Source organism: Rhizobium lentis, assembly GCF_017352135.1.
Classification (GTDB): domain Bacteria; phylum Pseudomonadota; class Alphaproteobacteria; order Rhizobiales; family Rhizobiaceae; genus Rhizobium; species Rhizobium lentis.
This window is the reverse complement of the sequence record NZ_CP071454.1, coordinates 1,063,386-1,085,564: the sequence shown is the minus strand read 5'-3', so window position 1 is coordinate 1,085,564 and position 22,179 is coordinate 1,063,386. Positions and strand designations below refer to the sequence as shown.

General features: G+C 60.5%; 25 protein-coding genes. 9 read left to right on the top strand and 16 right to left on the bottom strand.

Annotated elements, in window-relative coordinates; all coding sequences use genetic code 11:
* Positions 1–33: 33 nt before the first annotated feature.
* The 8 genes from J0663_RS05270 to ruvC form a co-directional block, all read right to left on the bottom strand.
* A complete protein-coding gene (locus tag J0663_RS05270) occupies positions 34–936 on the bottom strand; it encodes a metallophosphoesterase (RefSeq protein WP_207243391.1) in 903 nt (300 codons plus the stop codon).
* Positions 937–1,977, bottom strand: coding sequence for a Holliday junction branch migration DNA helicase RuvB (ruvB, locus tag J0663_RS05265; RefSeq protein ID WP_207243389.1), 1,041 nt, complete (start codon positions 1,975–1,977; stop codon positions 937–939). It abuts the gene before it with no gap.
* Entirely contained in the window at positions 1,974–2,378 is a 405-nt protein-coding gene (locus J0663_RS05260) for a type II toxin-antitoxin system VapC family toxin (protein ID WP_207243388.1), read from the bottom strand. Before J0663_RS05260 ends, ruvB begins: the two co-directional genes overlap by 4 nt.
* On the bottom strand, positions 2,375–2,659 hold the full coding sequence (locus tag J0663_RS05255) for an AbrB/MazE/SpoVT family DNA-binding domain-containing protein (RefSeq protein ID WP_207243386.1): 285 nt from the start codon (positions 2,657–2,659) through the stop codon (positions 2,375–2,377). Before J0663_RS05255 ends, J0663_RS05260 begins: the two co-directional genes overlap by 4 nt.
* 74 nt (positions 2,660–2,733) lie before the next feature.
* Entirely contained in the window at positions 2,734–3,348 is a 615-nt protein-coding gene (gene ruvA / locus J0663_RS05250; RefSeq protein ID WP_207243384.1) for a Holliday junction branch migration protein RuvA, read from the bottom strand.
* 13 nt (positions 3,349–3,361) lie between these two features.
* Complete coding sequence (locus J0663_RS05245; RefSeq protein WP_207243383.1) at positions 3,362–3,781, bottom strand: type II toxin-antitoxin system VapC family toxin; 420 nt, start codon at positions 3,779–3,781, stop codon at positions 3,362–3,364.
* On the bottom strand, positions 3,759–4,022 hold the full coding sequence (locus J0663_RS05240) for an AbrB/MazE/SpoVT family DNA-binding domain-containing protein (RefSeq protein WP_207243381.1): 264 nt from the start codon (positions 4,020–4,022) through the stop codon (positions 3,759–3,761). The genes J0663_RS05245 and J0663_RS05240 overlap by 23 nt, the downstream gene beginning before the upstream one ends.
* A gap of 18 nt (positions 4,023–4,040) precedes the next feature.
* Positions 4,041–4,586: a crossover junction endodeoxyribonuclease RuvC gene (gene ruvC, locus J0663_RS05235; protein WP_207243379.1), complete on the bottom strand. Its 546-nt coding sequence runs from the start codon at positions 4,584–4,586 to the stop codon at positions 4,041–4,043.
* A gap of 240 nt (positions 4,587–4,826) precedes the next feature.
* Between ruvC and J0663_RS05230 the strand changes: the two genes are divergently transcribed.
* Entirely contained in the window at positions 4,827–7,142 is a 2,316-nt protein-coding gene (locus tag J0663_RS05230; RefSeq protein WP_207243378.1) for a methyl-accepting chemotaxis protein, read from the top strand.
* Positions 7,143–7,271: 129 nt separating this feature from the next.
* Positions 7,272–8,273, top strand: coding sequence for an LLM class flavin-dependent oxidoreductase (locus J0663_RS05225; protein WP_207243377.1), 1,002 nt, complete (start codon positions 7,272–7,274; stop codon positions 8,271–8,273).
* 241 nt (positions 8,274–8,514) lie between these two features.
* Here J0663_RS05225 and J0663_RS05220 read toward each other — a convergent pair whose 3' ends face one another.
* A complete protein-coding gene (locus tag J0663_RS05220; protein WP_207243376.1) occupies positions 8,515–9,261 on the bottom strand; it encodes a YebC/PmpR family DNA-binding transcriptional regulator in 747 nt (248 codons plus the stop codon).
* A gap of 141 nt (positions 9,262–9,402) precedes the next feature.
* Here J0663_RS05220 and J0663_RS05215 point away from each other — a divergent pair, with 141 nt between their 5' ends.
* Entirely contained in the window at positions 9,403–9,906 is a 504-nt protein-coding gene (locus J0663_RS05215; protein WP_207243374.1) for a pyridoxamine 5'-phosphate oxidase family protein, read from the top strand.
* Between the two features lie 65 nt (positions 9,907–9,971).
* Here the strand turns inward: J0663_RS05215 and J0663_RS05210 are convergent, their stop codons facing one another.
* The 7 genes from J0663_RS05210 to J0663_RS05180 all read right to left on the bottom strand — a co-directional run bounded on the left by J0663_RS05210 (position 9,972) and on the right by J0663_RS05180 (position 16,267).
* The gene (locus J0663_RS05210; protein ID WP_207243373.1) at positions 9,972–10,817 is read right to left on the bottom strand and encodes an MBL fold metallo-hydrolase; all 846 of its coding nucleotides are present in this window, start codon (positions 10,815–10,817) and stop codon (positions 9,972–9,974) included.
* A 116-nt stretch (positions 10,818–10,933) separates the two neighbouring features.
* On the bottom strand, positions 10,934–11,758 hold the full coding sequence (locus J0663_RS05205; RefSeq protein ID WP_207243372.1) for a TIGR00282 family metallophosphoesterase: 825 nt from the start codon (positions 11,756–11,758) through the stop codon (positions 10,934–10,936).
* 3 nt (positions 11,759–11,761) lie between these two features.
* Entirely contained in the window at positions 11,762–12,349 is a 588-nt protein-coding gene (locus tag J0663_RS05200; RefSeq protein ID WP_207243371.1) for a 5-formyltetrahydrofolate cyclo-ligase, read from the bottom strand.
* Positions 12,350–12,459: 110 nt separating this feature from the next.
* Entirely contained in the window at positions 12,460–13,149 is a 690-nt protein-coding gene (locus tag J0663_RS05195; protein ID WP_207243370.1) for a hypothetical protein, read from the bottom strand.
* An 87-nt stretch (positions 13,150–13,236) separates the two neighbouring features.
* Positions 13,237–14,124, bottom strand: a complete 888-nt coding sequence (locus J0663_RS05190; protein WP_207243368.1) for an NAD-dependent epimerase/dehydratase family protein — start codon at positions 14,122–14,124, stop codon at positions 13,237–13,239.
* Positions 14,121–14,945 (bottom strand): glycosyltransferase, encoded by an 825-nt coding sequence (locus tag J0663_RS05185; protein WP_207243367.1) that lies wholly within the window; start codon positions 14,943–14,945, stop codon positions 14,121–14,123. The genes J0663_RS05190 and J0663_RS05185 overlap by 4 nt, the downstream gene beginning before the upstream one ends.
* A gap of 101 nt (positions 14,946–15,046) precedes the next feature.
* Positions 15,047–16,267, bottom strand: coding sequence for an NAD-dependent epimerase/dehydratase family protein (locus J0663_RS05180; protein WP_207243365.1), 1,221 nt, complete (start codon positions 16,265–16,267; stop codon positions 15,047–15,049).
* 140 nt (positions 16,268–16,407) lie between these two features.
* On the opposite strand from J0663_RS05180, the gene ybgC reads away from it, so the two are divergent.
* From ybgC to pal, 6 genes are all read left to right on the top strand, one after another.
* Complete coding sequence (gene ybgC / locus J0663_RS05175) at positions 16,408–16,863, top strand: tol-pal system-associated acyl-CoA thioesterase (protein WP_004671619.1); 456 nt, start codon at positions 16,408–16,410, stop codon at positions 16,861–16,863.
* A 376-nt stretch (positions 16,864–17,239) separates the two neighbouring features.
* Positions 17,240–17,959 (top strand): protein TolQ, encoded by a 720-nt coding sequence (gene tolQ, locus J0663_RS05170; protein ID WP_207243364.1) that lies wholly within the window; start codon positions 17,240–17,242, stop codon positions 17,957–17,959.
* Positions 17,960–17,977: 18 nt separating this feature from the next.
* Positions 17,978–18,433 carry a protein TolR gene (gene tolR, locus J0663_RS05165; RefSeq protein ID WP_003566333.1) on the top strand — a complete coding sequence of 152 codons (456 nt, stop codon included), beginning with the start codon at positions 17,978–17,980 and terminating at the stop codon, positions 18,431–18,433.
* 8 nt (positions 18,434–18,441) lie between these two features.
* Positions 18,442–19,578: a hypothetical protein gene (locus tag J0663_RS05160; RefSeq protein WP_207243363.1), complete on the top strand. Its 1,137-nt coding sequence runs from the start codon at positions 18,442–18,444 to the stop codon at positions 19,576–19,578.
* 469 nt (positions 19,579–20,047) lie between these two features.
* A complete protein-coding gene (tolB, locus tag J0663_RS05155; RefSeq protein ID WP_207243361.1) occupies positions 20,048–21,358 on the top strand; it encodes a Tol-Pal system beta propeller repeat protein TolB in 1,311 nt (436 codons plus the stop codon).
* A 151-nt stretch (positions 21,359–21,509) separates the two neighbouring features.
* Positions 21,510–22,046 carry a peptidoglycan-associated lipoprotein Pal gene (gene pal / locus J0663_RS05150; protein ID WP_207243360.1) on the top strand — a complete coding sequence of 179 codons (537 nt, stop codon included), beginning with the start codon at positions 21,510–21,512 and terminating at the stop codon, positions 22,044–22,046.
* Positions 22,047–22,179: the final 133 nt, after the last annotated feature.

Below are 22,179 nucleotides of genomic sequence, written 5' to 3'. Positions count from 1 at the left end.
AGGCGAATGGGAGTGCGCTTGCTCACGTCGTTCCTATCCGAGATCGATCACGACGATTTCCGGCGGCACGCCGAAGCGGACCGGCGCGATGGAGCAGCCGAGACCGCCGGAGATGATGATATTACGCCCGTCTTCGACGATGTGGCCATAGGCGTAGCGATTGCCGTAGCGCGAGGGGACGACCGGCGAATGGCCGAGGAAGCGGATCTGTCCGCCATGGGTGTGGCCCGACAGTGTCAGCGAGACCCGCTCGGGCACGCGCGGAAAGATATCGGGCTCGTGGGCGAGCAGAATGACGGGGGCATCGTCGGTCACCTCAGCCATCGTTCCATCGAGATCGTCGAGGCCGAGCATATGCGTGCGACCCCATTTCCTGCCGGGCAATAGCGCCATCTGATCTTCGAGGCCCGCGAGCCAGAAGCCGTGGCCATCCTTTTCGAGCCGGACGGCACGGTTGCCGTAGACGGAGATACCGACGTCGGCGAGAGCCCGGTGTCCGAAAGTTTCCATCCCGCCATTCTTCTGTGCGGTCCTGTCTTCCCACCAGTCGTGATTGCCCATGATCGCATGGACACCGAGAGGGGCCTGCAGGGTCGCGAGTGCCTTGGACCATTGGCTCGAATGCACGTATTGCGTCACCATGTTCATCCCGGACGCATAGTCTCCGAGCAGGACGGTCACATCGCCTTCGAGTTCGTTTGCCTTGTGGCAGATTGCGGCAATGCGATTTGCCGACATCCAGGGCTCGCAGGCATGGATATCGGCGAGCGCAACGACGCGGAGCTTGAGCCCCGGCGTCCATCCGGGCGGCGTCAGCCGATAGCGGGTAATGCTGAGCCGCGCGAGCGGTTCAAAGGCGAAGGCGTAACCGCCAAGCGATATGACGCCCGCAACACCGCCGCCAAGAGCCTTGAAAAATCCGCGGCGGGTGATCACTCAGTCGTCCTCCTGGAACAGCCGGAACTGCGCAGCCTCCATATCTTTGGGTGGTTGCATTCCGAGATGTTTCCACGCGATTGCGGTTAGAACACGGCCGCGCGGGGTGCGCTGAATGAAACCCTGCTGGATCATATAGGGTTCGATGATGTCCTCGATCGCGTCGCGCGGCTCGGAAAGGCCGGCGGCGATGGTTTCGATGCCGACCGGGCCGCCGCCGAAATTGACGGCGATCATGTTGAGGTAGCGTTTGTCGAGCTGGTCCAGGCCGACATTATCCACCAGGAGGCGGGTCAGCGCCTCGTCGGCGATCTCGCGGGTAACGGCTTCGGCTCTTGCCACCTCAGCAAAGTCGCGCACGCGCCGCAGCAGCCTACCAGCGATGCGCGGGGTACCGCGGGCCCGCCTTGCGATCTCGCGCGCACCCTCTTCCGTCATCGGCAGGTTCATCAGCCGAGCGCCGCGGCGCACGATCAGTTCCAGCTCCTCGACGGTGTAGAAGCTGAGCCGCACCGGGATGCCGAAGCGATCGCGCAGCGGCGTCGTCAGCAGGCCGAGGCGGGTGGTAGCGGCCACAAGCGTGAATTTCGACAGATCGATCTTCACCGAACGGGCGGCCGGGCCTTCGCCGATGATGAGATCGAGCTGGAAATCCTCCATCGCGGGATAGAGAATTTCCTCGACGGCCGGATTGAGGCGATGGATCTCGTCGATGAAGAGCACGTCACGCTCCTCGAGATTGGTGAGCAGAGCGGCGAGATCGCCGGCCTTGGCGATCACCGGGCCGGATGTCGAGCGGAAGTTAACGCCGAGTTCCTTGGCCATGATCTGCGCCAGCGTTGTCTTGCCGAGGCCGGGCGGACCGACGAAGAGCACATGGTCCAGCGCCTCGCCGCGGTTCTTCGCAGCCTCGATGAAGATCTTGAGATTGGCGCGCGCTTCCGCCTGGCCGGTGAATTCGTCCAGCGATTGCGGGCGCAGTGTCACATCAAGGTCTTCGCCCCGCTTTTCCGGCGATATCAGGCGGGCGGGTTCGCTCATGAAAGAAGCTCCATACCTGGCACGGTCTTGAACGCATGCCGGTCAAATGTCTTGGTCGCCTGGCATCCCTCATCGGCGGCGCGATAGCCAATTAGGGCATCGGCAAAATCGGCGTTGCGCGTTTCCACGGCTCTCAGGGCTTTAATCACCAAGGTCTGGCTCTCGATGTCCAATCCTCTGACGCGTGTCAATTTGCCGATTGCCTCGACAACATCGTTTTTCTTGAAACCGAACCGCGCGCGCAACGCCCAATCAAGTTCCAAGAGGTTCAGCAGCGACAGAAATCCACGATAGTCCCTGCCGATGCCTTCACCGAACTTCAGCGCAGCAGCCCTCTGCTCTGGATCACCGTCGACGATAAGCCTCAGCAGGATGTTCGTATCCACACCATAGGCAATCATGCCGCAACATCCGATTTCGACCGCGTGGCTTCGTTGACCACATCGCTGCCCGCAGCACCGGTGACCGCTGCGTCGATCTCCTCCAGGGAAGCACGTCCATTGGGAGGCGCTCCCAGAAGGCCTGCGAGATCATTGAAGTTGATCGATTTTGGTGTGATCACGACCTCTCCGTCGATGATAGAGAAAACAAGCTGATCGCCGGGCTGAAGGCCGAGAGCATCCCGCAGTTCCTTCGGCAGCGTTATCTGACCCTTCGGCGAAAGCGTAAATTCTCCCCACATCGATCATCAATCCTACTCTGGCAAGCTGGTTGGAAAATTGGTCATCTGGCGGAAACTTGATAGTTTATCCTACTCTATCGCGCCAGTTCCTTCAATCCCAATCGGATCAGCTTGGCGCTGTCGGCGCCTTCGCCAGCCGTCTTCATCGCTGCGGCGACGGCATTTGCCGCCTGGTCTCTGGTGTAGCCTAGGTTGGTCAGCGCCGACACCGCATCGGCAACCGGTGCGGCGGCGACACCTTCGCCAAGTTCCTGCTTGAGGGCGATGTTGATCGCTTCCCCGGCATAGGCCGGCGCCCGGTTCTTGAGCTCGGTGACGAGGCGCATCGCCACTTTCGGGCCGACGCCCGGTGCGCGCGAGACGGCGGCACGGTCCTGCAGGGCGATCGCATTGGCGAGTTCGCCCGGTGTCAGCGTCGAGAGCACGGCGAGCGCCACCTTGGCGCCGACTCCCTGGACGCTCTGAAGTAGGTTGAACCATTCCCGTTCCAGCGCGGTCATGAAGCCGAACAGCTTCAGCTGATCTTCGCGTACATAGGTTTCAATGAAGAGCACGCAGGCTTCACCCGCCGATCCGAGCTTGGAGAGAGTACGGGCCGAGCAATGGGCGACGTAGCAGACGCCGTGCACATCGACGAGCACATAGTCTTCGCCGATTTCGTCTATGGTGCCTTTCAGCTTGCCGATCATGGGTCGCGGTCTCTCAAGGGTGCGTTTCGGGGGAAATGATGTCCAATTCGGGGAAATAAGGGCGGTAGCGCGCGCTATCGCGCGTCAACAGACGGTGTGATCTCACCAGGGCATGCGCGCCGATGAAAAAATCCGGCAGGGTGCGCTCGCGCGGGCCGCCGCCTCTGCGATACTGCGCATGCGCGAGTCCTGCCCGATAAGCGGCGGAAAACGGCAGGGCTTCGCGGATCAGATTTAACCGTGACAGGAGAAATGCAAGGGTTTCCTCGCGCGGGCTAACGCTTGCCAACTCCGCCCAGACGACCGGTGTCATGATGAACTGAGATTCCGTCCGCAACAAACTCAGGGCTCGCGCGGACCATTCCCTGTAAGGGTTTTGCGGACCGAAGACATCTATGAAGATAATCGTATCAATGAGGACCGATGTCGTCACGCGGTCCCCTCAGCCATTCCATGAATTTATCCGTCGTCATGCCATTGGTATCGAGGGTTCCGCTCATGCTGCCGAGCCAGGATTCAAAATCATCCTGCGAAGGTTCTGTTCTGCTGGATAGAACCACGAGGCGGGCGCCCTTTTCGTCGGCGATGAAATCCACCTCCGAACCGGGACCTATCTTCAAACGGTCACGGATATCCTTGGGAATGGTCACCTGGCCCTTTTCGGTCACGCGCATGGTAATACCTCCGAGGTATTACTTATCAGAAAGGGAGAACAAGTCAAGAACGAGGTATCCCGCCAACGCTTGCCGCATCCGGTGGCCGCCGCGATTGTGCGCGTGGCAGATGGCGATTGCGAGCGCGTCGGCGGCGTCGTCGCCCTTGAATTCGACTTTCGGCATCAGGATCTTCAACATCATGTGAATCTGCTGCTTTTCGCCATGACCGACGCCGATGACCGCCTTCTTCACGGCGTTCGGAGCATATTCGGAGACCGGCAGCCCGGCGCGCGCCGGCACCAGCATGGCAATGCCGCGGGCTTGGCCGAGCTTCAGGGTTGCCACTGCATCCTTGTTGACGAAGGTCTGTTCGACGGCGGCTTCATCCGGCTTGTAGCTGTGCACGATTTCCGCCAGCCCATCATGCAGCTGGCAGAGGCGGGAGGCGAGGTCCATGTCGCCATCTGAGGTCACCGTGCCCGATGCCACAAATTTCAGGGAATTGCCCAATGTATCGATAATTCCCCAGCCGGTGCGGCGAAGACCCGGATCGATGCCGATGATGCGAATCGTATTTTGCATGGTTCAACCTACGGCGATTGCGAATTAATTGCCATTGATATGTGAACAAAACAAAAACACGTACGGTTTTAATACGCGCCATTTACCGCGAATTAAAACAGATGCCGGAATTCTAGTTCATCGGATGTGACAGGGGCTTGTTCCACAAAGAATAGGCTCCCGTTGGTCTGTTTGCAGGTATTCGGTCGGGCATGCTGCGCGCCCAGGCCGATAGGCGCCGTTCAGAAGGGTACGTTGTAGATGGCTCAGAGATTTCAGTCCCTGTCCTTCAAGGTTATTGCCACATTCATTCTGATGACTGTGCTGTCGATAGCGGTCATCGACGTGCTCGCCTATTTCGCCAGCAGCCGGATTTCCGACGAGCAGGCGCTGAAGGCCAAGGAAAGCGTGCTGATCTTCCGCGGCGACATGCTGCAGGATCAACTGGCGCAGCTCGAGAACCAAGCCAACTCAATCGCGCGCATCGAAGCGCTGCAGATGTCGATTACCAGCTTGAAAAGCGGCTGGAAAACAATCCAGAAGACTTCGGGCGATGCCCGCGCCGAGCTGAAGAAGGTTTTCATCACGGGCAATCCCAACCCGGCCGACCAGCGCGAGAAGCTGATGAAGCCGGAAGGGCCGAGCGGTTTTTATTATTCGAACCATGAGCAGACGCAGGGCGAAGTCGCGCGCGACCTCGAAGACACCGCATTCAGCGATCTGCTGATCGCCGATCTCGACGGTACCGTTCTTTATTCCTACAAGAAGGAGGACGACTTCGCCGAGAACCTGAAGTCGGACGCCTGGAAGGTAACCGGCGCCGGCATCGCTTTCGCCAAGGCGATCGAAAATACCGCCAAGGCGACGGATGACGCGGCGCCGACAGGGTTTTCCGGTCTGCGCGTCGATCCCGCCAGCGGCAAGTCGGCGATCTTCTATGCCGTGCCGATCGTCAAGCTCGGAGCGGCCAAGGGCATCATCCTCTTCAAGGTGCGCGAGGACATCGTCACCAACATCCTCGCCAAAGGCATCATTCAGGGCAGCACGGCGCGGGCGGCGATCGTCTCAGGCGATGGATCGGCGGTCGGCCTCGATGCGAACGGCAGCCTTGCGACGCTCGATGCGACGCCTTTCACCTTCATCAAGGATGCGCTTGCCAATTCCACGATGACGGTGGCCGATTTCGACAGGGCGGATGGCGCGGCCCGCGCCTATGTCCGCGGCATCGACTATCGCGGCGACCGCCTCCTCGTGGTCGAGAGTGTGCTGCTCAGCGAACTCAATGCCGGTTCGATCGAAATCGCTGCCTTGCTGACGATGATCGGCGTCGGCGTGCTTGTCGTCATGGCGGTTGCGACCGGGCTCGTGACCAACTTCCTGTTCTCGCCGCTTGCCCGGCTTGCCGGTGTTACCCGCGACGTCGCCGACGGCAAGCTCAACAGCGAGATCGGCAGCCTGAACCGCAAGGATGAGATCGGTACGATGGCGAAGGCGCTCGCCCGCTTCCGGCAGTCGCTGATCGAAGGCCGCGAACTCGAAGCGGCGAGCGAAGCGACCCGCCTGCAAGCCGAACACGACCGCCAGCAGAACCTTGCCGAGCGCGAGGCCGAGGCGAAGTCGCTGCAGCAGGTGGTGAAGGCACTCGACGAGGGACTGCATCACCTGGCGAGCGGCGATCTCGCCTATCAGATCGATACCCGCTTCCCGAGCGAGCTCGAAAGCCTGCGCATCAATTTCAACGAGGCGCTCGCGACGCTCAGCGAAACCATGACGGCAATCGGCGGCAACTCGATGGCGGTGCGCGCCGGGTCCGAAGAGATGCGCACCAGCGCCGACGAACTTGCCGGGCGCACCGAGCGTCAGGCCGCTTCGATTACCGAAACGGCGAATGCGATCGGCGCCATCACCCAGTCCGTCCGCCGGCAGATCGAGCGCGCCGAGCAGGCCGAGCGTATCGCCCGTGATGCCAAAAAGGAGACGACCGGCTCCGGCCAGATCATGCAGGATACGATCGCGGCGATGGAGGCGATCCAGACCTCCTCGCGCCAGATCAACACGATCATCTCTGTCATCGACGACATTGCCTTCCAGACCAACCTGCTGGCGCTCAATGCCGGTGTCGAGGCGGCGCGCGCGGGGGAATCCGGCAAGGGCTTTGCGGTCGTCGCCATGGAAGTCCGCGAGCTCGCTCAGCGCTCGTCGAGTGCGGCGAAGGAAATCTCCAGCCTGCTGCAGAAATCGACGCATGAGGTAGAAAGCGGCGTCGCGCTCGTCGAAAAGGCCGGTCTTGCGCTGACGGGCATCGGCGCGCATGTCGAGGCGATCAACGGACAGATCAACGAGATCATGGGCGCGACCCGCGACGAGGCTAACATGCTGCGCGAGATCAACAGCGCCGTTGCCGAACTCGACACGATGACGCAGCAGAACGCCTCGATGGTTGAGGAGACGACGGCGGCGATCCACCGGCTGGCGACGGAAGCCCTGGAGATGGACCGCCAGCTCGGCAATTTCACGCTGTCGCATGACCACCACAGGCCAAGCGCCGAGGTGCATGTGCTGCGCCGTCACCGGTAAAGCCTCCGTTTCCTACATCGAACAGGACCGCTTTCAAGCGGTCCTTTTTTTGTTGCCCGCATGATTTGGAACGCTGCGGGTGCGAACCTACATACACACGGCATCCGTCAACCGCCCGGCAGGTTTCCCATGGTTCCCTTCTCCATACTCGACCTTTCCCCCGTTGCCGAAGGCAGCACCGTGCGCCAGTCGCTCGAAAGCTCGGCGCAGATGGCGCGGAAGGCTGAGGAATTCGGTTACAAGCGTTTCTGGCTCGCCGAACATCACGGCATGCCGGGAATCGCCAGTGCCGCCACATCAGTCGTCATCGGCCATGTCGGCGCCGCGACCAAGCGCATTCGCATCGGCTCCGGCGGCGTCATGCTGCCCAATCATTCGCCACTCGTCATCGCCGAGCAGTTCGGCACGCTGGAGGCGCTCTTCCCCGGCCGAGTCGATCTCGGCCTCGGGCGAGCTCCGGGAACGGACATGCGCACGGCCCAGGCACTGCGGCGCAACCTCGAGGCCGGCGCCAACAGTTTTCCCAACGATGTGGTGGAGCTGCAGCAGCTTCTCGGCACCGCGGTCGAGAACCAGGCGATCCTCGCCGTTCCCGGCAATGGTTCACATGTTCCCATCTGGCTGCTCGGCTCCAGCTTGTACAGCGCTCAGCTCGCCGCCATGCTTGGCCTTCCCTACGCCTTCGCCTCGCATTTCGCGCCCGACATGCTGCTCGACGCCATCGCGATCTACCGCGACCGCTTCCAGCCCTCGGCGACGCTCGACAAGCCCTATGTGATGGTCGGCGTCATGGGCGCGGTGGCGGAAACGGACGAGGAGGCGCGCTACCACTTCACCTCGGCGCAGCAGCAATTCGTCAACCTGCGCCGCAATGTCCGCGGTCCGTTTCCACGTCCGGTGGCCGATATGGAAGGCTTCTGGTCGCCGATGGAGAAGATGAACGTCGAACACACACTGCGCTACGCCGTCGTAGGCTCGCCGGAGACGGCGGACGCGAAACTGACGGAGTTTCTCAAGGAAACGCAGGCGGACGAAGTGATCATCTCGATGCCGATTCATGACATCGAGGCGCGATTGAGATCGGTGGAATTGTTCGCGGGATTGGGAAACTTCTTGCGGGCCGCGGCGTGAGATTTTCGGAGCTTTCGTCAGAGACAGAAAAACCCGGCGCCAAGGCCGGGTTCAGTTTGTTGACAACGTCTCCACCGTCATGCTCGGCCTTGTGCCGAGCATCTAACCACTGCAATTGCTTGACGGGAAAATATCTATTTTCAGATGCTTAATTGGATCGGCGCAGATCCTCGGCACAAGGCCGAGGATGACGTCGCGGGTTTGGCAGTGCCGGTTTTGATTCACGCCTGCCTGAGCGAACTCAGGCGGAGAGCTTCGCCAGAACCTCTTCCGAAACCTCGAAGTTGGAATAGACGTTCTGCACGTCGTCATCATCTTCGAGCGAGTCGATGAGCTTCATCAGAGACTGGGCTTTTTCTTCGTCGACCGGCACATTGTTCTGGGCACGCCAGACGGCCTTGACGGTTTCGGCTTCGCCGAGGCTCGTTTCCAGGGCTTTCGAAACTTCGCCCAGCGCTTCGAAGGCGCAGGTGATGTAGTGGCCCTCTTCGTCGGTCTCGACATCGTCTGCGCCGGCTTCGATTGCGGCTTCCATCACCTTGTCGGCGTCACCGACGGAAAGCTTGTAGGAGATTTCGCCGACATGATCGAACGAGAAGGAAACGGACCCGGTTTCGCCCAAAGCGCCGCCGGCCTTGGTGAAGATCGAGCGAACGTTGGAGGCGGTGCGGTTGCGATTATCGGTCAGGGCCTCAACGATGATCGCCGTGCCGCCGGGGCCGTAGCCCTCGTAGCGGACTTCATCGTAGTTCTCGCTGTCGGCGCCGGCTGCCTTCTTGATGGCGCGGTCGATATTGTCCTTCGGCATGGACTGGGCCTTGGCGTTCTGGATCGCCAGGCGAAGTCGGGCATTCATCGTCGGGTCGGGCAGGCCGGCCTTGGCGGCAACGGTGATTTCGCGCGCGAGCTTGGAGAACATTTTCGACCGCACGGCATCCTGACGGCCTTTGCGGTGCATGATGTTTTTAAACTGTGAATGGCCAGCCATGGCACCCCTGTTCACGTCTCATTGTTCGGAATGGGCCGCCTTATAAGAGCGAAACGGCAGCCGTTCAAGGGAAAAGCAGTTCGGAACAAAGGCGAAGGGATGACGTTTCAACCGAACTCCATCCAACGGAAAGGAACGGTCATGGCAAGTCTCAGCGAGGCGCGGGAGCAACCAGCACGTCAGCTTTGGGATCAGGTCAACGGTGTGCATGCCGGCATGCTCGGGATTTCCGGGCTGGACATGCATATGCAGCCGATGGCACCGCATGCCGATCCCACCACCAACACGATCTGGTTCTACACCAAGACCGATGCCGACATCGTGCGGGCCATCAAACCCGGCAGCCGCGCGCATTTCTGCGTCATCGGCAAGGACCACGATTATCACGCCTGCCTTTCCGGCGCGATCGAGGTACGCCCCGACCCGTCCAAGATCGAGGAATATTGGAGTTCGATGGTGGCGGCCTGGTATGACGGCGGCAAGAAAGACCCGAAACTCACCATGCTTTCCCTGCATGTCGACGATGCCGAGATCTGGGTTTCCACAGGCAGCACGCTGAAATTCGGTTGGGAGATCGCCAAGGCCAATCTCGACGACGACAAGATGCCCGACGTTGGCGTCAAGCGCCATCTGCAGTTTGCCTGATGCGCAATCCTGAAGGAAGCTTCTAGAGCATTCCGTTCACGAAATCACGGAATGCTCCAGACCTTTTACTGCACGCCTTTCATCACGTAGATCAGCGGCTTCTTCGGAAGCGTGCGCATGGAGACAGTGATGCTGTCATCCGGCGCATAAGCGATATCAAATTCCTTGCCGAACATCGAGACGAAGGCATTGACCGGCGGGCCGCGGCGGTGCATCGGCAGGATGAGCGACGAACGCAGCCGCTTGATGACGCGGCTCATACTGTCGGCGCCCATGGTCAGGCCGCCGTCGACCGGCACCATGACGACGTCGAGGCGGCCGATCTCGGTATAATGGGTATCGGTCAGCTCGTAATGCAGATGACCGAGATGGCCAACGCAGAGGCCGGCAATTTCGAAGATGAATATCGAGTTTCCATGCTCCTGCGAGCCGCCGAGGCCGTAACTGAAGCGGATATCCGTGGTGACGTTGCGGATATAGGCGTCGCCGACGACAAGATCGATATCGGCGGCCTCGCCGGGAGTATCGCTCCAGCCATGCAGCACATGCTTGATGCCCGACTCAGGCGTCAGGGTGAAATGGGTCGTGTGAGCCTTGTTCATCGTGACGACGTCCGGGATCGTCGCCGGCCGGTACCAGCCGTTATAATCGGTCGCGATGATGATGCCACCGGGCGTATCGATCTCGAAAGTGGAGTGGCCGAGGAAGGTGAATTTGACGTCCTCACCCTCGGAGACGGCAGGCACTATCTGCTGGGCGCCGGAAAAGCGGGCGAAGGTCACCTTGGGGATATTCTCAGCGATGGCCTGGCACTGGCTGGCGGGCACCCTTTGTTGCTGGGTCTCGGCAGCAGCCGGCGCGGAGAAAGCCGCAAGGCCTGCGATAGCGAGGACAAGATGTTGCAGCGTCATGCCACCCCTCCGGCGCTTTCATTGGAAGGCCGGAAGATGCGTCATACGGCCGCATCGGTCCAGATGGCGGACGCTCACGATTGCGTGTGGAATGGAAGTTCGGAGTACGGCCGCGGTTACCGCCAGAACTCCGGCACCGTTTCGGCCAGCCGCGGTCCGAGCCGGAGCGGCGCAATCTTTTCGGCCAAGCCGGTGGAATCGGAAATCTCCACGCCGACGCCGCAGATCGTCGCGGGACCGCTTGCGGCCTCCATGCGCCCCTTCGGCATCTTGGAGATAAAGCGGTTGAGCGGCTCCTCTTTGTCCATGCCGAGGGAGGAGTCGTAATCGCCGCACATGCCGGCATCCGACATATAGGCGGTGCCGCCGTTCAGGATCTGCGCGTCGGCTGTCGGTACATGCGTGTGGGTGCCGACGACGAAACTGGCGCGTCCATCGACAAAATGACCGAAGCACTGCTTTTCGCTGGTGGCTTCCGCATGAAAATCGAAGATAATCGCATCGGCCTGCTCCTTCAGCGGGCAGGCGTCGAGGATCGCTTCGGCCGACTTGAAGGGATCGTCGAGTTCCGGATGCATGAAGACGCGGCCCATGACGTTGGCGACGAGCACGCGCGCGCCATTCCGGGCATAGAAAAGGCCGGAGCCGCGGCCGGGCGTTCCTTGGGGATAGTTGGCCGGCCGCAGAAACTGGTCATGCCGCCCGGCAAAAGCGACGGCTTCCTTCTGGTCCCAGACGTGATTACCGGTCGTCACCACATCCGCGCCGGCATTGATCGTTTCCAGAAAGATATCCTCGGTGATGCCGAAGCCGCCGGCGGCATTCTCACCGTTGACGACGACGAAATCGAGCCTGAGGTCTGAAATCAGGCCGGGGAGGCGGTCCCAGACCGCCGTGCGTCCCGTCTTGCCGACCATGTCACCCAGAAAAAGCAGCCGCATTCCCTATCCAATCCAAGAGGCAAAAAAGCGAAGGCCGCTTTCTGTCAGGATGGCATCCAGGCTTATGTCATGCGGCTCGTCGGGCACATGTGCCACTTCCTGGCAGTCGAATGCAATGCCGATCAGCTTCGGATGCATGCCTTTCTCTCTTAGCCGGCTGATGGCGCGGTCGTAGTGACCGGCGCCGTAGCCGATGCGATGGCCTCTGCTATCGAAAGCCGAAAGCGGCACCAGCATGATCTCGGGATCGAGGATGGCGGCCTCGGCGCCAGGGCCGACCGTGCCGAAGCCGGTTGCGATCAGCGGCACGCCCTCCGCCAATTCGCGAAAGACGATGGTCTGTCGGTCGAGGATCGCCGGCACGCAGAGCCGTGCGCCGCGAGTCGCAAAGCGTGCCATCAGCGGCCTGAGATCGGCCTCCGATCGGATCGGCAGGAAGCCGGAGATGATGGTGCCCGCCTCGAAGGCGACCGCCTCGCCGGCGTGATCGGCCATTGCGAGACTTTTGGAGATGCGCGCTTCAGGAGCGATGGCATCGCGGGCGGCCAGCCGTTCGGTGCGCAACTGCGCTTTCAGTTCTCTTGTGGTCATTCGATCTGCCGGATTTGTGGTTCGGCCGAGCATAGCCGGCTGCGCGAGTGATTCAATGTAGGCTGCGACAGGCGCCCCGATTTCGCGTCTCGTCCGCTCCAGCGAAGGTGTCAGATGACGATGCTGGTCGGCATCCCCGCGGCGTGGCTGGAGAGGCTTCCCATATCAGGAGCGGCATAGGCGCGTGGCTGCCCGTCCTGCTGACGAAGCTCAAGCATCGCCCTTTCGAGGAGCTGCTTGAGTTCGCGCACGATCTGCTTGAACTGTTCCATCACCTCGCGATCGTCGGCTGAGATGCCTGAAGACTCAGTGCCATCCTTAACGGCATCCCCATAGGCTTTGCGAGCTTGAGCAGCGTCGATGGGCTCCGTTGGGCCGGTTTCGGCCATGGTATCCGCCAACGCAACGTCGGCGTCGCTCATTGCCGCTGCGCCAGAATTCGTATTTGCATCCGCCGGAACAGCAGTTGTCGGGCTGCCGGACGCAACCGCCGACGCGAATTCAGAGGCGGCGGCCCCGACCTTGCGTGCCAGTTCTGCGGCGAGACGTGCCACCACCTCAGGAGGCATGTTGGAGCTCTTGAGCATCTCCAGCTCCTGTTTCGCCTGTTCGAGCTTACGTTGGGCCTTCGCCTTGGCTTCGTCCGCTGAACTCGCCAGGGTCTGCCGCATCTGCTGCAGTGCCTTCGTGGCACGCTGCAGCTTCAGCGCTCCCTGATCGGCTTCGTTTGCAGTTCCGGATGTTCCAGCCGAAGACGTGCTGAGGAAGATGAGGGAAGCTGGTCTGGTTGCGACTTGCATGACAATCCCCGAATAGCAGTTCGGGTCCCGGTGATGATTCGGACGCATTCTGCAATGTCAGACTTGTGTGGACCTGTGTGCTTGGGATTACGACAAGCCGGCGGCGAGCCGGTGCATCGTCTCTTCGAAAAGAGCGGTGCCACCAGGCGTCCAGCCGAGCGCACGAATTTTCGCCGTGCTCATTGGGTTTAGCATCGCTCTATCGGCAGCAGCCGGTAGAGCGTGGCGACAGCCCATCTCGCGACGGATAGGTGAGAGGATATCGTTGGTGTCTACTGATATATCCGAGATGTTGAATATCTCGCCCGAGATGCGGGTGCTGTCCGTCTCCAGCATCAGTCGCACCGCGCGTCCCAGGTCGCGGCCATGAACCTCCGTCCCCGCGCGAGCAGCGACCGGCCGGCCGGCGAGATAGTCGGCGATGAGGCTATCCCATTTGTTCGGCGGGAGATCGCCATAGATGCCGGTCGCCCGCAGGCTTACGCCGGCAAAACCCGGCGTCGAGAGATGGGTGAGCGCACCTTCGGCATCCAGTTTGATCTGACCGTAGAGCGTCTCCGGCTTTGGTTGCATCGTTTCGATCAGTTCGGTTCCCGCCGGGCGCTCGCCATAGACAGCGCGGCTGGACAGGAAAACGCAGCGGCGCGTGCCAGCACGCTTGGCCGCTTCGAAAAGCCGCACGGTGCCGTCGAGATTCAATCTGCGGAAGCTCTTGGGATCATCGCCCTCGCCGCCGCGATACTTGCCGGGAACATGGCTGAAAGCGGCGTGGACGAAAAAATAGGCGTCGTCGAAGACGTCGATCTGATCCTTGTCTGGATCGAGGGAAAGGGCTGCGAACTCGACCGGGCGGGAAAAAAGACGGGGCAAAGGCGCGCGGCGCCCTCCGACAATGACCTGATAGCCGGCGGCTAGGAGCTCTTCGACGACGTAACGGCCGACGAGACCCGTTCCTCCGGATACCAGTACTTTCATGTTGTCCCTTCCGGATTTCTCAGCGCCGTGATCTCAGGCAAATCGCCACTGTCGTGTAAGCGATTCCACAAATCGATCAAAGGTTGTAGCTGTTTTGCCTTGGGATGATCCCTTTCCCACGGTTTTTCATATTGGTAGTGCACGATCGAAATGCTCTTCCAGTCCCAAAGCTCCGGCATGGTGAACCATACATATTGCAGCATGTTGAAATAGACCGGCAGACCGTGCCATTCCGGGAAAAACGTCTCGAGAAAGGTCTGGTCGGTGCGCCGCCAGAAAGCCTCCGGCCTGTCGAGACGTTCGAGCATGTGCCGAAATGTGTCATGCGACGGTGTGGCGACGAAGACGCCGGAATTCATGCGGCGGAAATCGGCGAGACTCTCGTAGACATTGGGAGCAGCGGAGAATTCCGGATAGAGGAACAACCTGTCGACGTTCTTCAGCACCAGCGCATCGGCGTCGATGAAGACGCAGCGCTCGTATTCGACGAGCTGCCAGAGTCTCAACTTGCAGAAATTGTCGAGCGGCGAATGGAAATCCGGTTTGCGGCCTTTGGTAAAAGGAGCCGCGGAATGGAGGCTGCCGCGGGCGTGGCGCTCGTTGAAGGCAGGGGATAGCGGCAGATGCTCGACCTCGATGAGCCTGCAGGCCAGCGCTTTAAGGGGGGTGAGGGCGGCGGCATCGACGCCGCCGGTGTGGAGGACGACGATATCGGCATTGGTGCCGGTGCGGCGCAAGGAACGGGCGAGGGCGGTGGCGCCCATGGCGTAGTCCGCGTTGGTGACGAGGGTGACGTAGGCAAGGTTTGGGGTAGAGGTCATCGGCGCTGGCCGCCCCTACATTCTCCCTCTCATTCCTGTGACAAGCACAGGAATGAGAGGGAGATTATTGGATTGGCCGGGCTTCACCATCAGGCCTTTGCTCACGACACGGACTTCAATCGCTTGCCTTCCGGATCGTGGTCGATCGTCGCGGCGATATCCCTGGTCCAGGCGGAAACAGCCGGTACGCGCGAGCGGTCGACGCGGTAGGCGAATTTCTTCGCCACGTCGACGATCTCGCCGAGCAGGCCGGCTTCCAGGGTGATCGGTTCGAGGCCGAGATCGAGGAACTTCTCGTTCCTGACGATCAGCTCGTTCTCGGCCGCCTCCTTGCGTGGGTTGGGCAGCCAGGCGATCTTGGCGCCGGTCATCCTCGCAATCATCTCGGCGAGGTCGCGCACGCGGTGGGTTTCCGTCATCTGGTTGAAGATCTCGACGCGGGCGCCGCGGGCGGGCGGGTTCTTCAGCGCCAGCTCGATGCAGCGTACCGAATCCTGGATGTGGATGAACGCGCGGGTCTGGCCGCCGGTGCCGTGCACCGTCAGCGGATAGCCGATCGCGGCCTGAATGAGGAAACGGTTGAGCACCGTCCCATAGTCGCCGTCATAATCGAAACGGTTGATGAGCTGGGCGTGGCGGCGTGTCTGTTCGGTGTGCGTGCCCCAGACGATGCCCTGATGCAGGTCGGTGATCCTCAGCCCATCATTCTTTGCGTAGAACTGGAAGAGAAGCTGATCCAGACACTTGGTCATGTGGTAGATCGAGCCGGGATTGGAGGGGTAGAGGATCTCCTGGCTGACCGTCTCGCCGCCCGCGGTTTCGATGCCGACGGGCAGATAACCTTCGGGGATCGCCGCACCAACGGTCGAATAGCCGTAGACGCCCATGGTGCCGAGATGGATGAGGTGGGCGTCGAGATTGAGCTCGGTCAGCGCGTTCAAAAGGTTATGCGTGGCGCTGACATTGTTGTTCACAGTGTAGTTCTTGTGTCGGTCGCTTTTCATCGAATAGGGTGCGGCGCGCTGTTCGGCGAAATGGACGATGGCGTCCGGCCGGTTTTCCGAAAGCCATTTCTTCAGCAGTTCGTAATCCCTGGCGAGATCGATCAGGTTGAAGTGGATGCGGCGGCCGGTTTCGGTATGCCAGATGCGGGTGCGCTCCTGGATCGAATCCATCGGCGTCAGCGACTGAACGCCGAGTTCGGTGTCGATCCAGCGGCGCGAGAGGTTGTCGAGGATATGGACGTCATGACCGGCATCGGAGAGATGCAACGAGGTGGGCCAACCAATGAAACCGTCTCCGCCCATAACCGCAATCTTCATCGCATCGTCTCCTGATCGGTCGCTCATTATCGGGAATAGTTAGAAATTATGACAATCATTCAATGCCGCCGGCGAGGCATTCAATGCTTGCCTGCCGGGAAGCGTTGCGCCAAAGAGGGCACCTCAGTTTGGAGAAAATTATGACGGAACGCCCTTTTTCCATTTCGGGAGAGCTGACGGAGGCCGGGCATCGCCTCGTTCAGCGGGTCTATTATGAAGACACGGATTTTTCCGGGCTGGTCTATCACGCCCGCTATCTGCATTTCCTTGAGCGCGGCCGCACGGACTATCTGCGCTGCCTCGGCGTCGAACAGCGCGAACTCGTCAGCGCCGACGAGGAGGGGTTGGTCTTCGTGGTCCACCGCATGGAGATCGACTTCAAGAGCCCGGCGCGCATGGACGATGTGCTGACGATCCTGACGCATACGGAAAAAGCCGGCGGCGCCAAGATGGTGCTCAATCAGCAGATTCGCTCCGGCGAGACGCTGCTGATCGCTGCCAAGGTGATTATTGCCGTCATCAACGCCAAGGGGCGCCCAAGACGGCTGCCGGAAACGCTGGCGGCGAAATTCCTCGAGGGCAGCACACCGCTATAGTCGCGAATCGCCTGAAGTTCGGGACTTGTAAAAACTTGAGCTCTATGTGAAGGAATTCTCGCGCTGCAGGATGGGCGCTCTTTCGGCAGCCGGATCTTGCTCCGGTCAAGTAAACCATGAAACAAAATCTTTCCAATACAGGCTTGCTGTCACAGTCCGGCACTAACGATCTATTAACCATAATAGTGTCTTACTGGGAAAGTCGGAGTTTGTGCGGTGCACGCCTTCCTTTGACCAAATTTGACGGCAAGAAGGCGGAAGATGAGCTTGGAAGCTTGACCAGGGCTTTGGGCGGCGGCCGCCGGACACTTCTTGCGAGATCACTTTGTGCCGCCCGGTCCAGCGCCGGGCGTTTGGATTCGGGGATTTTGGATCAATGGAACAAGTAGGATTGGCAGCAGCAACGGCGGACGTCAGCCTCTGGTCGCTTTTCATGCAGGCCGGCATCGTCGTCAAGCTCGTCATGCTCGGGCTCATCGCAGCCTCGGTATGGACCTGGGCGATCGTCATCGACAAATACCTGGCTTACGGCCGTGCACGACGCCAGTTCGACAAGTTCGAACAGGTGTTCTGGTCGGGTCAGTCGCTGGAAGAACTTTATCGCTCACTGTCGGAACGCAACAATACCGGACTGGCATCAATCTTCGTCGCGGCCATGCGCGAATGGAAGAAATCCTTCGAACGCGGCGCGCGATCGCCGATCGGCCTGCAGATGCGTATCGACCGGGCAATGGACGTGACGCTGGCACGTGAAACCGAATATCTTGGCGCCCGTCTCGGCTCGCTCGCGACCATCGGTTCGGCCGGCCCGTTCATCGGTCTCTTCGGCACCGTCGTCGGTATCATGACCTCGTTCCAGGCGATCGCCGGTTCGAAGTCGACCAACCTTGCGGTCGTGGCACCCGGTATCGCCGAAGCGCTTCTCGCCACCGCGATCGGCCTCGTCGCCGCTATCCCGGCCGTTATCGCCTACAACAAGTTCTCCGCCGACGCCGGCAAGCTCTCGGCGCGCATGGAAGGCTTCGCGGACGAATTCTCCGCCATACTTTCGCGCCAGATCGACGAGAAGCTGCAGCCGCGTCAAGCTGCGCAGTAACCAACGGAGTATTCTGACATGGGTATGGCTGTTGGAGGCAATGGCGGCGGGGGCGGCGGACGCCGCCGTCGTGGCGGTCGGAACAAGGCCGTGATCTCCGAAATTAACGTGACGCCGCTCGTAGACGTCATGCTGGTGCTTCTGATCATCTTCATGGTGGCGGCACCGATGATGACCGTCGGCGTGCCAATCGACCTGCCGGAAACGCAGGCCAAGGCGCTGAATTCCGAGACGCAGCCGATCACGATTTCGGTCAAGAACGACGGCGAGGTGTTCCTGCAGGAAACGCCGATCCCGGCGGCCGAAATCGCCGCCAAGCTCGAGGCGATCGCGACCACGGGCTATAACGAACGCATCTTCGTGCGCGGCGACGCGACGGCGCCCTACGGTGTCATCGCCGACGTCATGGCTCGCATCCAGGGGGCCGGTTTCAAGAACATCGGCCTCGTGACGCAGCAGAAGAAGGACCAATAGCGCTCAAAATGAAGGCCAGCGTCGTCACATCTGCTGTTCTGCATGGCCTGGTGCTTACCTGGGCCATGGTGTCGCTCGGCGCGCCGGAATCCTTCAAGGTGGAGGATTTCGAGGCGATGCCGGTCGACCTCGTGCCGGTGGAATCCATCACCCAGATGCAGCAGGGCGACAAGAAGGCTCCCAAAAAGGAGACTTCCGCGCCAGTGCCCACAACACGGCCGCCGATCGCGGAGCCGGCCGAAAATGCCGGCGACAACAATATCGACCTGAAGACGCCGCCGGTTCCGAACGCGAAGCCCAGCACTACGGAAGCTGCGGCAGCGAATTCGAGCGATAAGCCGCTGCCGAAGACCGATCCTGTCCCGAACGATGTCAAGGACATCGTCAAAGAGGAAACGGCAGTCGAGCAGCCAAAAGAAGTCGCTTCCATTCCGCCGCCGAAGCCGGTCGAGGTGACGCCGCCGATGCCGGAGGAAAAGCTGCCGGAAGAGCAGGCCAAGCCTGAAGAGCCGCCGAAGCCGGAAGCCGAGGCGCTGCCGGACAATGTGCCGACCCCCGTCGCCAAACCGCAGGTGAAGCCGCCGGAGCCCCAGAAGCCCGCTGAAAAGGCGCCGGAAAAGGCCCAGGAACAGCCGAAGACCGCTGATAAGCCGACGGAGAAGAAGAAGGCGGATCAGAAGCAGGAAACGGCGAAGTCCGCCTCGGCGATGAAAAGCGATTTCAATGCCGATGAGATTTCGGCGATGCTGAACAAGACCGATCCTTCTGCGGGCGGAGCCAAGCGCTCGACACAGGAAGCTTCACTCGGTGCGAAGAAGAGCAATGGCGGCTCGAAGCTGTCCTTGAGCGAGATGGATGCGTTGAAGAGCGCCATTGCCGGCAACTGGACGGTTATCCCCGGCATGGAAGGGATGAGCGACGTTCGCATCAAGGTGCATATGAATCTCGACCAAGACGGCAATATCGTCGGCGAGCCGGAAGTCGAGGCAGTCGGTGGCGACAACGAATCCACTCGCCGCGCACTCGCCGGCGGTGCTTATCGCGCTATCATGAAATCGGCGCCTTTCTCGTCGCTTCCAAAAGACAAATACGATGCGTGGAGCGAAGTAGTTGTTAACTTCGATCCGAGCGATCTGGGAATTTAAATGCCGGTGAGCCCATTCCATCTCGGAAGGACTTTTTGGAAATGCGTGACGCTCGCGTGTCTCGCCGTTGTCTTTTCGCTTCCCCTCCATACTGAGGCAAACACAGTCGGCCGCGGAAACGGAACTGGTCAAGCACCTGCGATTAGCTCGGTTTCTGTTGCAGCTATGAGCGACGCTAGCGCGCGACACGTCATCTTCGACAGCAAGCTCGAGGATGACGGGACAGCACTTATAAAGGACTACTTCAAGCTCGATAGCAATGGCCAGCTTATGGGAACTCCCAACGTGGAGGTTAGCGGTGGCAACGAGCATACGCAGAAACGCATGGTTCATGCCGGCGTTCCTGCAGTTCGCCGAGCGGCTCCTTTTACGATGCTTCCAAAAGATAAATACGATGCCTGGCGAGAAGTCGCAGTGAACTTCGACGCCAGCAATCTCACTAGATAACGTGCTGAAAGGCTTGCCCGATATGATCAAGTGTTCCTTCATCCGTGCCATTGCGGTCGCTGTAGGTCTCACGACCGCAGCGGCATTCGCAACGCCGGCAAATGCTCTTGTCGAGATCAACATCAACAAGGGCAACGTCCAACCGCTTCCGATTGCCATTACCGACTTCCTGCAGGGCAATATGGGCGCACAGGTTTCGCAGGTCATCGCCGCCGACTTACAGCGTTCTGGCCTCTTTGCACCGATAAACAAGTCCGCCTTCATCGAAAAAATCTCCAATCCGGATGCAGCGCCGCGCTTCGAGGATTGGAAGGTCATCAATGCTCAGGCATTGGTCACTGGCCGCGTCACCCAGGAAGCCGATGGCCGCCTTCGTGCCGAATTCCGTCTTTGGGATACGTTCGCCGGGCAGCAGATGACAGGTCAGCAGTTCTATACGCAGCCGGAAAACTGGCGGCGTGTCGCGCACATCATCGCCGACGCGATCTATAAGCAGATCACCGGCGAGGAAGGCTATTTCGACACCCGCGTCGTCTTCGTCTCTGAATCCGGCACCAAGCAGCAGCGCAAGCGGCAGCTGGCGATCATGGACCAGGACGGCTTCAACGTGCGGATGCTGACCGACGGCAGCGACCTCGTGCTGACGCCGCGTTTCTCGCCGAACCGGCAGGAAGTCACCTACATGTCCTTCGCCAACCAGCAGCCGCGCGTCTATCTGCTGCAGCTCGAAACCGGGCAGCGCGAGGTCGTCGGCAACTTCCCGGGCATGACCTTCTCGCCGCGCTTTTCGCCGGATGGGCAGAAGGTGATCATGAGCCTGCAGCAGGAAGGCAATTCCAACATCTATACGATGGACCTGCGCTCGCGCACGACGACGCGGCTGACCTCGACGGCCGCGATCGACACTTCGCCCTCCTATTCCCCCGATGGTGCGCGCGTCAGCTTCGAAAGCGACCGTGGCGGCAAGCCGCAAATCTATGTGATGAATGCCGATGGTTCCGGCCAGACCCGCATTTCCTTCGGTGACGGTTCCTATTCCACACCGGTCTGGTCGCCGCGCGGCGATCTCATCGCCTTCACCAAGCAGGCCGGCGGCAAGTTCTCGATCGGCGTGATGAAGCCGGATGGTTCGGGCGAGCGAATCCTGACGACCGGCTTCCACAATGAGGGCCCGACCTGGGCGCCGAACGGCCGTGTCCTGATGTTCTTCCGCCAGGCGGCAGGCGCCGGCGGTCCGCAGCTCTATTCGATCGATCTGACCGGTTACAATGAACAGCTCGTCAAGACGCCGAGCTACGGTTCGGACCCTGCCTGGTCGCCGCTTCTGGAGTAGTGCGTGCAGCAATGCCTTCATATCGCCCCAAAGTCGTGGAAACCGGGCGACTACGGGACAAATCAGTAAATCGTTAACCATAATCTTTGAGGGGCGGTTAACCGAGTGCGGTTACTGTCCGGAAACCCTGAAATCGCAAGGAGACCCGGCCATGAGCCGAATTCACACCCCGGCAATGAGCCGCATGCAGAATTTCGCCCGCAACCCCGCCATGATCGCGCTTCTCGCCGGTCTCGCGCTCGCAAGCTGTGGTGGTAAGGGAAAGAACGGGATGCCGAATAATGCCGGCGAGCTCGGTCTCGGAGCAGGCGCCGCAACGCCGGGCTCGGCTCAGGACTTCACGGTCAATGTCGGCGATCGCATCTTTTTCGATACTGACTCCTCGTCGATCCGCGCCGATGCCTCGCAGACGCTCGACCGGCAGGCCCAGTGGCTCGCCCGGTATCCGAACTACCAGATCACCGTCGAAGGCCATGCCGACGAGCGCGGTACCCGTGAATATAACCTGGCGCTCGGCGCGCGTCGTGCGGCTGCCACCAAGGATTACCTCGCTTCGCGCGGCGTTCCGGCGCAGCGCATGAAGACGATCTCCTACGGCAAGGAACGTCCGGTCGCCGTCTGCGACGATATTTCCTGCTGGTCGCAGAACCGCCGCGCGGTCACCGTACTCGGCGGCGCCGGCATGTAATTTGTCGATATAATTCGTTTTTAAAAGGCGGTCCCGTCAGGGGCCGCCTTTTCTTTTTGACCATACTTTGGCCTGACTCCGTTGCTTTTTGACTGCAATTAGAAAAGTCTCCTGTTCGTGCCATCGAGGCGCG

Bases quoted from the DNA above. Each gene is read 5' to 3' on its own strand.
- ruvB (WP_207243389.1), bottom strand. From the start codon at position 1,977: ATGAGCGAACCCGCCCGCCTGATATCGCCGGAAAAGCGGGGCGAAGAC.
- J0663_RS05260 (WP_207243388.1), bottom strand. From the start codon at position 2,378: ATGATTGCCTATGGTGTGGATACGAACATCCTGCTGAGGCTTATCGTC.
- J0663_RS05255 (WP_207243386.1), bottom strand. From the start codon at position 2,659: ATGTGGGGAGAATTTACGCTTTCGCCGAAGGGTCAGATAACGCTGCCG.
- ruvA (WP_207243384.1), bottom strand. From the start codon at position 3,348: ATGATCGGCAAGCTGAAAGGCACCATAGACGAAATCGGCGAAGACTAT.
- J0663_RS05240 (WP_207243381.1), bottom strand. From the start codon at position 4,022: ATGCGCGTGACCGAAAAGGGCCAGGTGACCATTCCCAAGGATATCCGT.
- ruvC (WP_207243379.1), bottom strand. From the start codon at position 4,586: ATGCAAAATACGATTCGCATCATCGGCATCGATCCGGGTCTTCGCCGC.
- J0663_RS05230 (WP_207243378.1), top strand. From the start codon at position 4,827: ATGGCTCAGAGATTTCAGTCCCTGTCCTTCAAGGTTATTGCCACATTC.
- J0663_RS05225 (WP_207243377.1), top strand. From the start codon at position 7,272: ATGGTTCCCTTCTCCATACTCGACCTTTCCCCCGTTGCCGAAGGCAGC.
- J0663_RS05220 (WP_207243376.1), bottom strand. From the start codon at position 9,261: ATGGCTGGCCATTCACAGTTTAAAAACATCATGCACCGCAAAGGCCGT.
- J0663_RS05215 (WP_207243374.1), top strand. From the start codon at position 9,403: ATGGCAAGTCTCAGCGAGGCGCGGGAGCAACCAGCACGTCAGCTTTGG.
- J0663_RS05210 (WP_207243373.1), bottom strand. From the start codon at position 10,817: ATGACGCTGCAACATCTTGTCCTCGCTATCGCAGGCCTTGCGGCTTTC.
- J0663_RS05205 (WP_207243372.1), bottom strand. From the start codon at position 11,758: ATGCGGCTGCTTTTTCTGGGTGACATGGTCGGCAAGACGGGACGCACG.
- J0663_RS05200 (WP_207243371.1), bottom strand. From the start codon at position 12,349: ATGACCACAAGAGAACTGAAAGCGCAGTTGCGCACCGAACGGCTGGCC.
- J0663_RS05195 (WP_207243370.1), bottom strand. From the start codon at position 13,149: ATGCAAGTCGCAACCAGACCAGCTTCCCTCATCTTCCTCAGCACGTCT.
- J0663_RS05190 (WP_207243368.1), bottom strand. From the start codon at position 14,124: ATGAAAGTACTGGTATCCGGAGGAACGGGTCTCGTCGGCCGTTACGTC.
- J0663_RS05185 (WP_207243367.1), bottom strand. From the start codon at position 14,945: ATGACCTCTACCCCAAACCTTGCCTACGTCACCCTCGTCACCAACGCG.
- J0663_RS05180 (WP_207243365.1), bottom strand. From the start codon at position 16,267: ATGAAGATTGCGGTTATGGGCGGAGACGGTTTCATTGGTTGGCCCACC.
- ybgC (WP_004671619.1), top strand. From the start codon at position 16,408: ATGACGGAACGCCCTTTTTCCATTTCGGGAGAGCTGACGGAGGCCGGG.
- tolQ (WP_207243364.1), top strand. From the start codon at position 17,240: ATGGAACAAGTAGGATTGGCAGCAGCAACGGCGGACGTCAGCCTCTGG.
- tolR (WP_003566333.1), top strand. From the start codon at position 17,978: ATGGGTATGGCTGTTGGAGGCAATGGCGGCGGGGGCGGCGGACGCCGC.
- J0663_RS05160 (WP_207243363.1), top strand. From the start codon at position 18,442: ATGAAGGCCAGCGTCGTCACATCTGCTGTTCTGCATGGCCTGGTGCTT.
- tolB (WP_207243361.1), top strand. From the start codon at position 20,048: ATGATCAAGTGTTCCTTCATCCGTGCCATTGCGGTCGCTGTAGGTCTC.
- pal (WP_207243360.1), top strand. From the start codon at position 21,510: ATGAGCCGAATTCACACCCCGGCAATGAGCCGCATGCAGAATTTCGCC.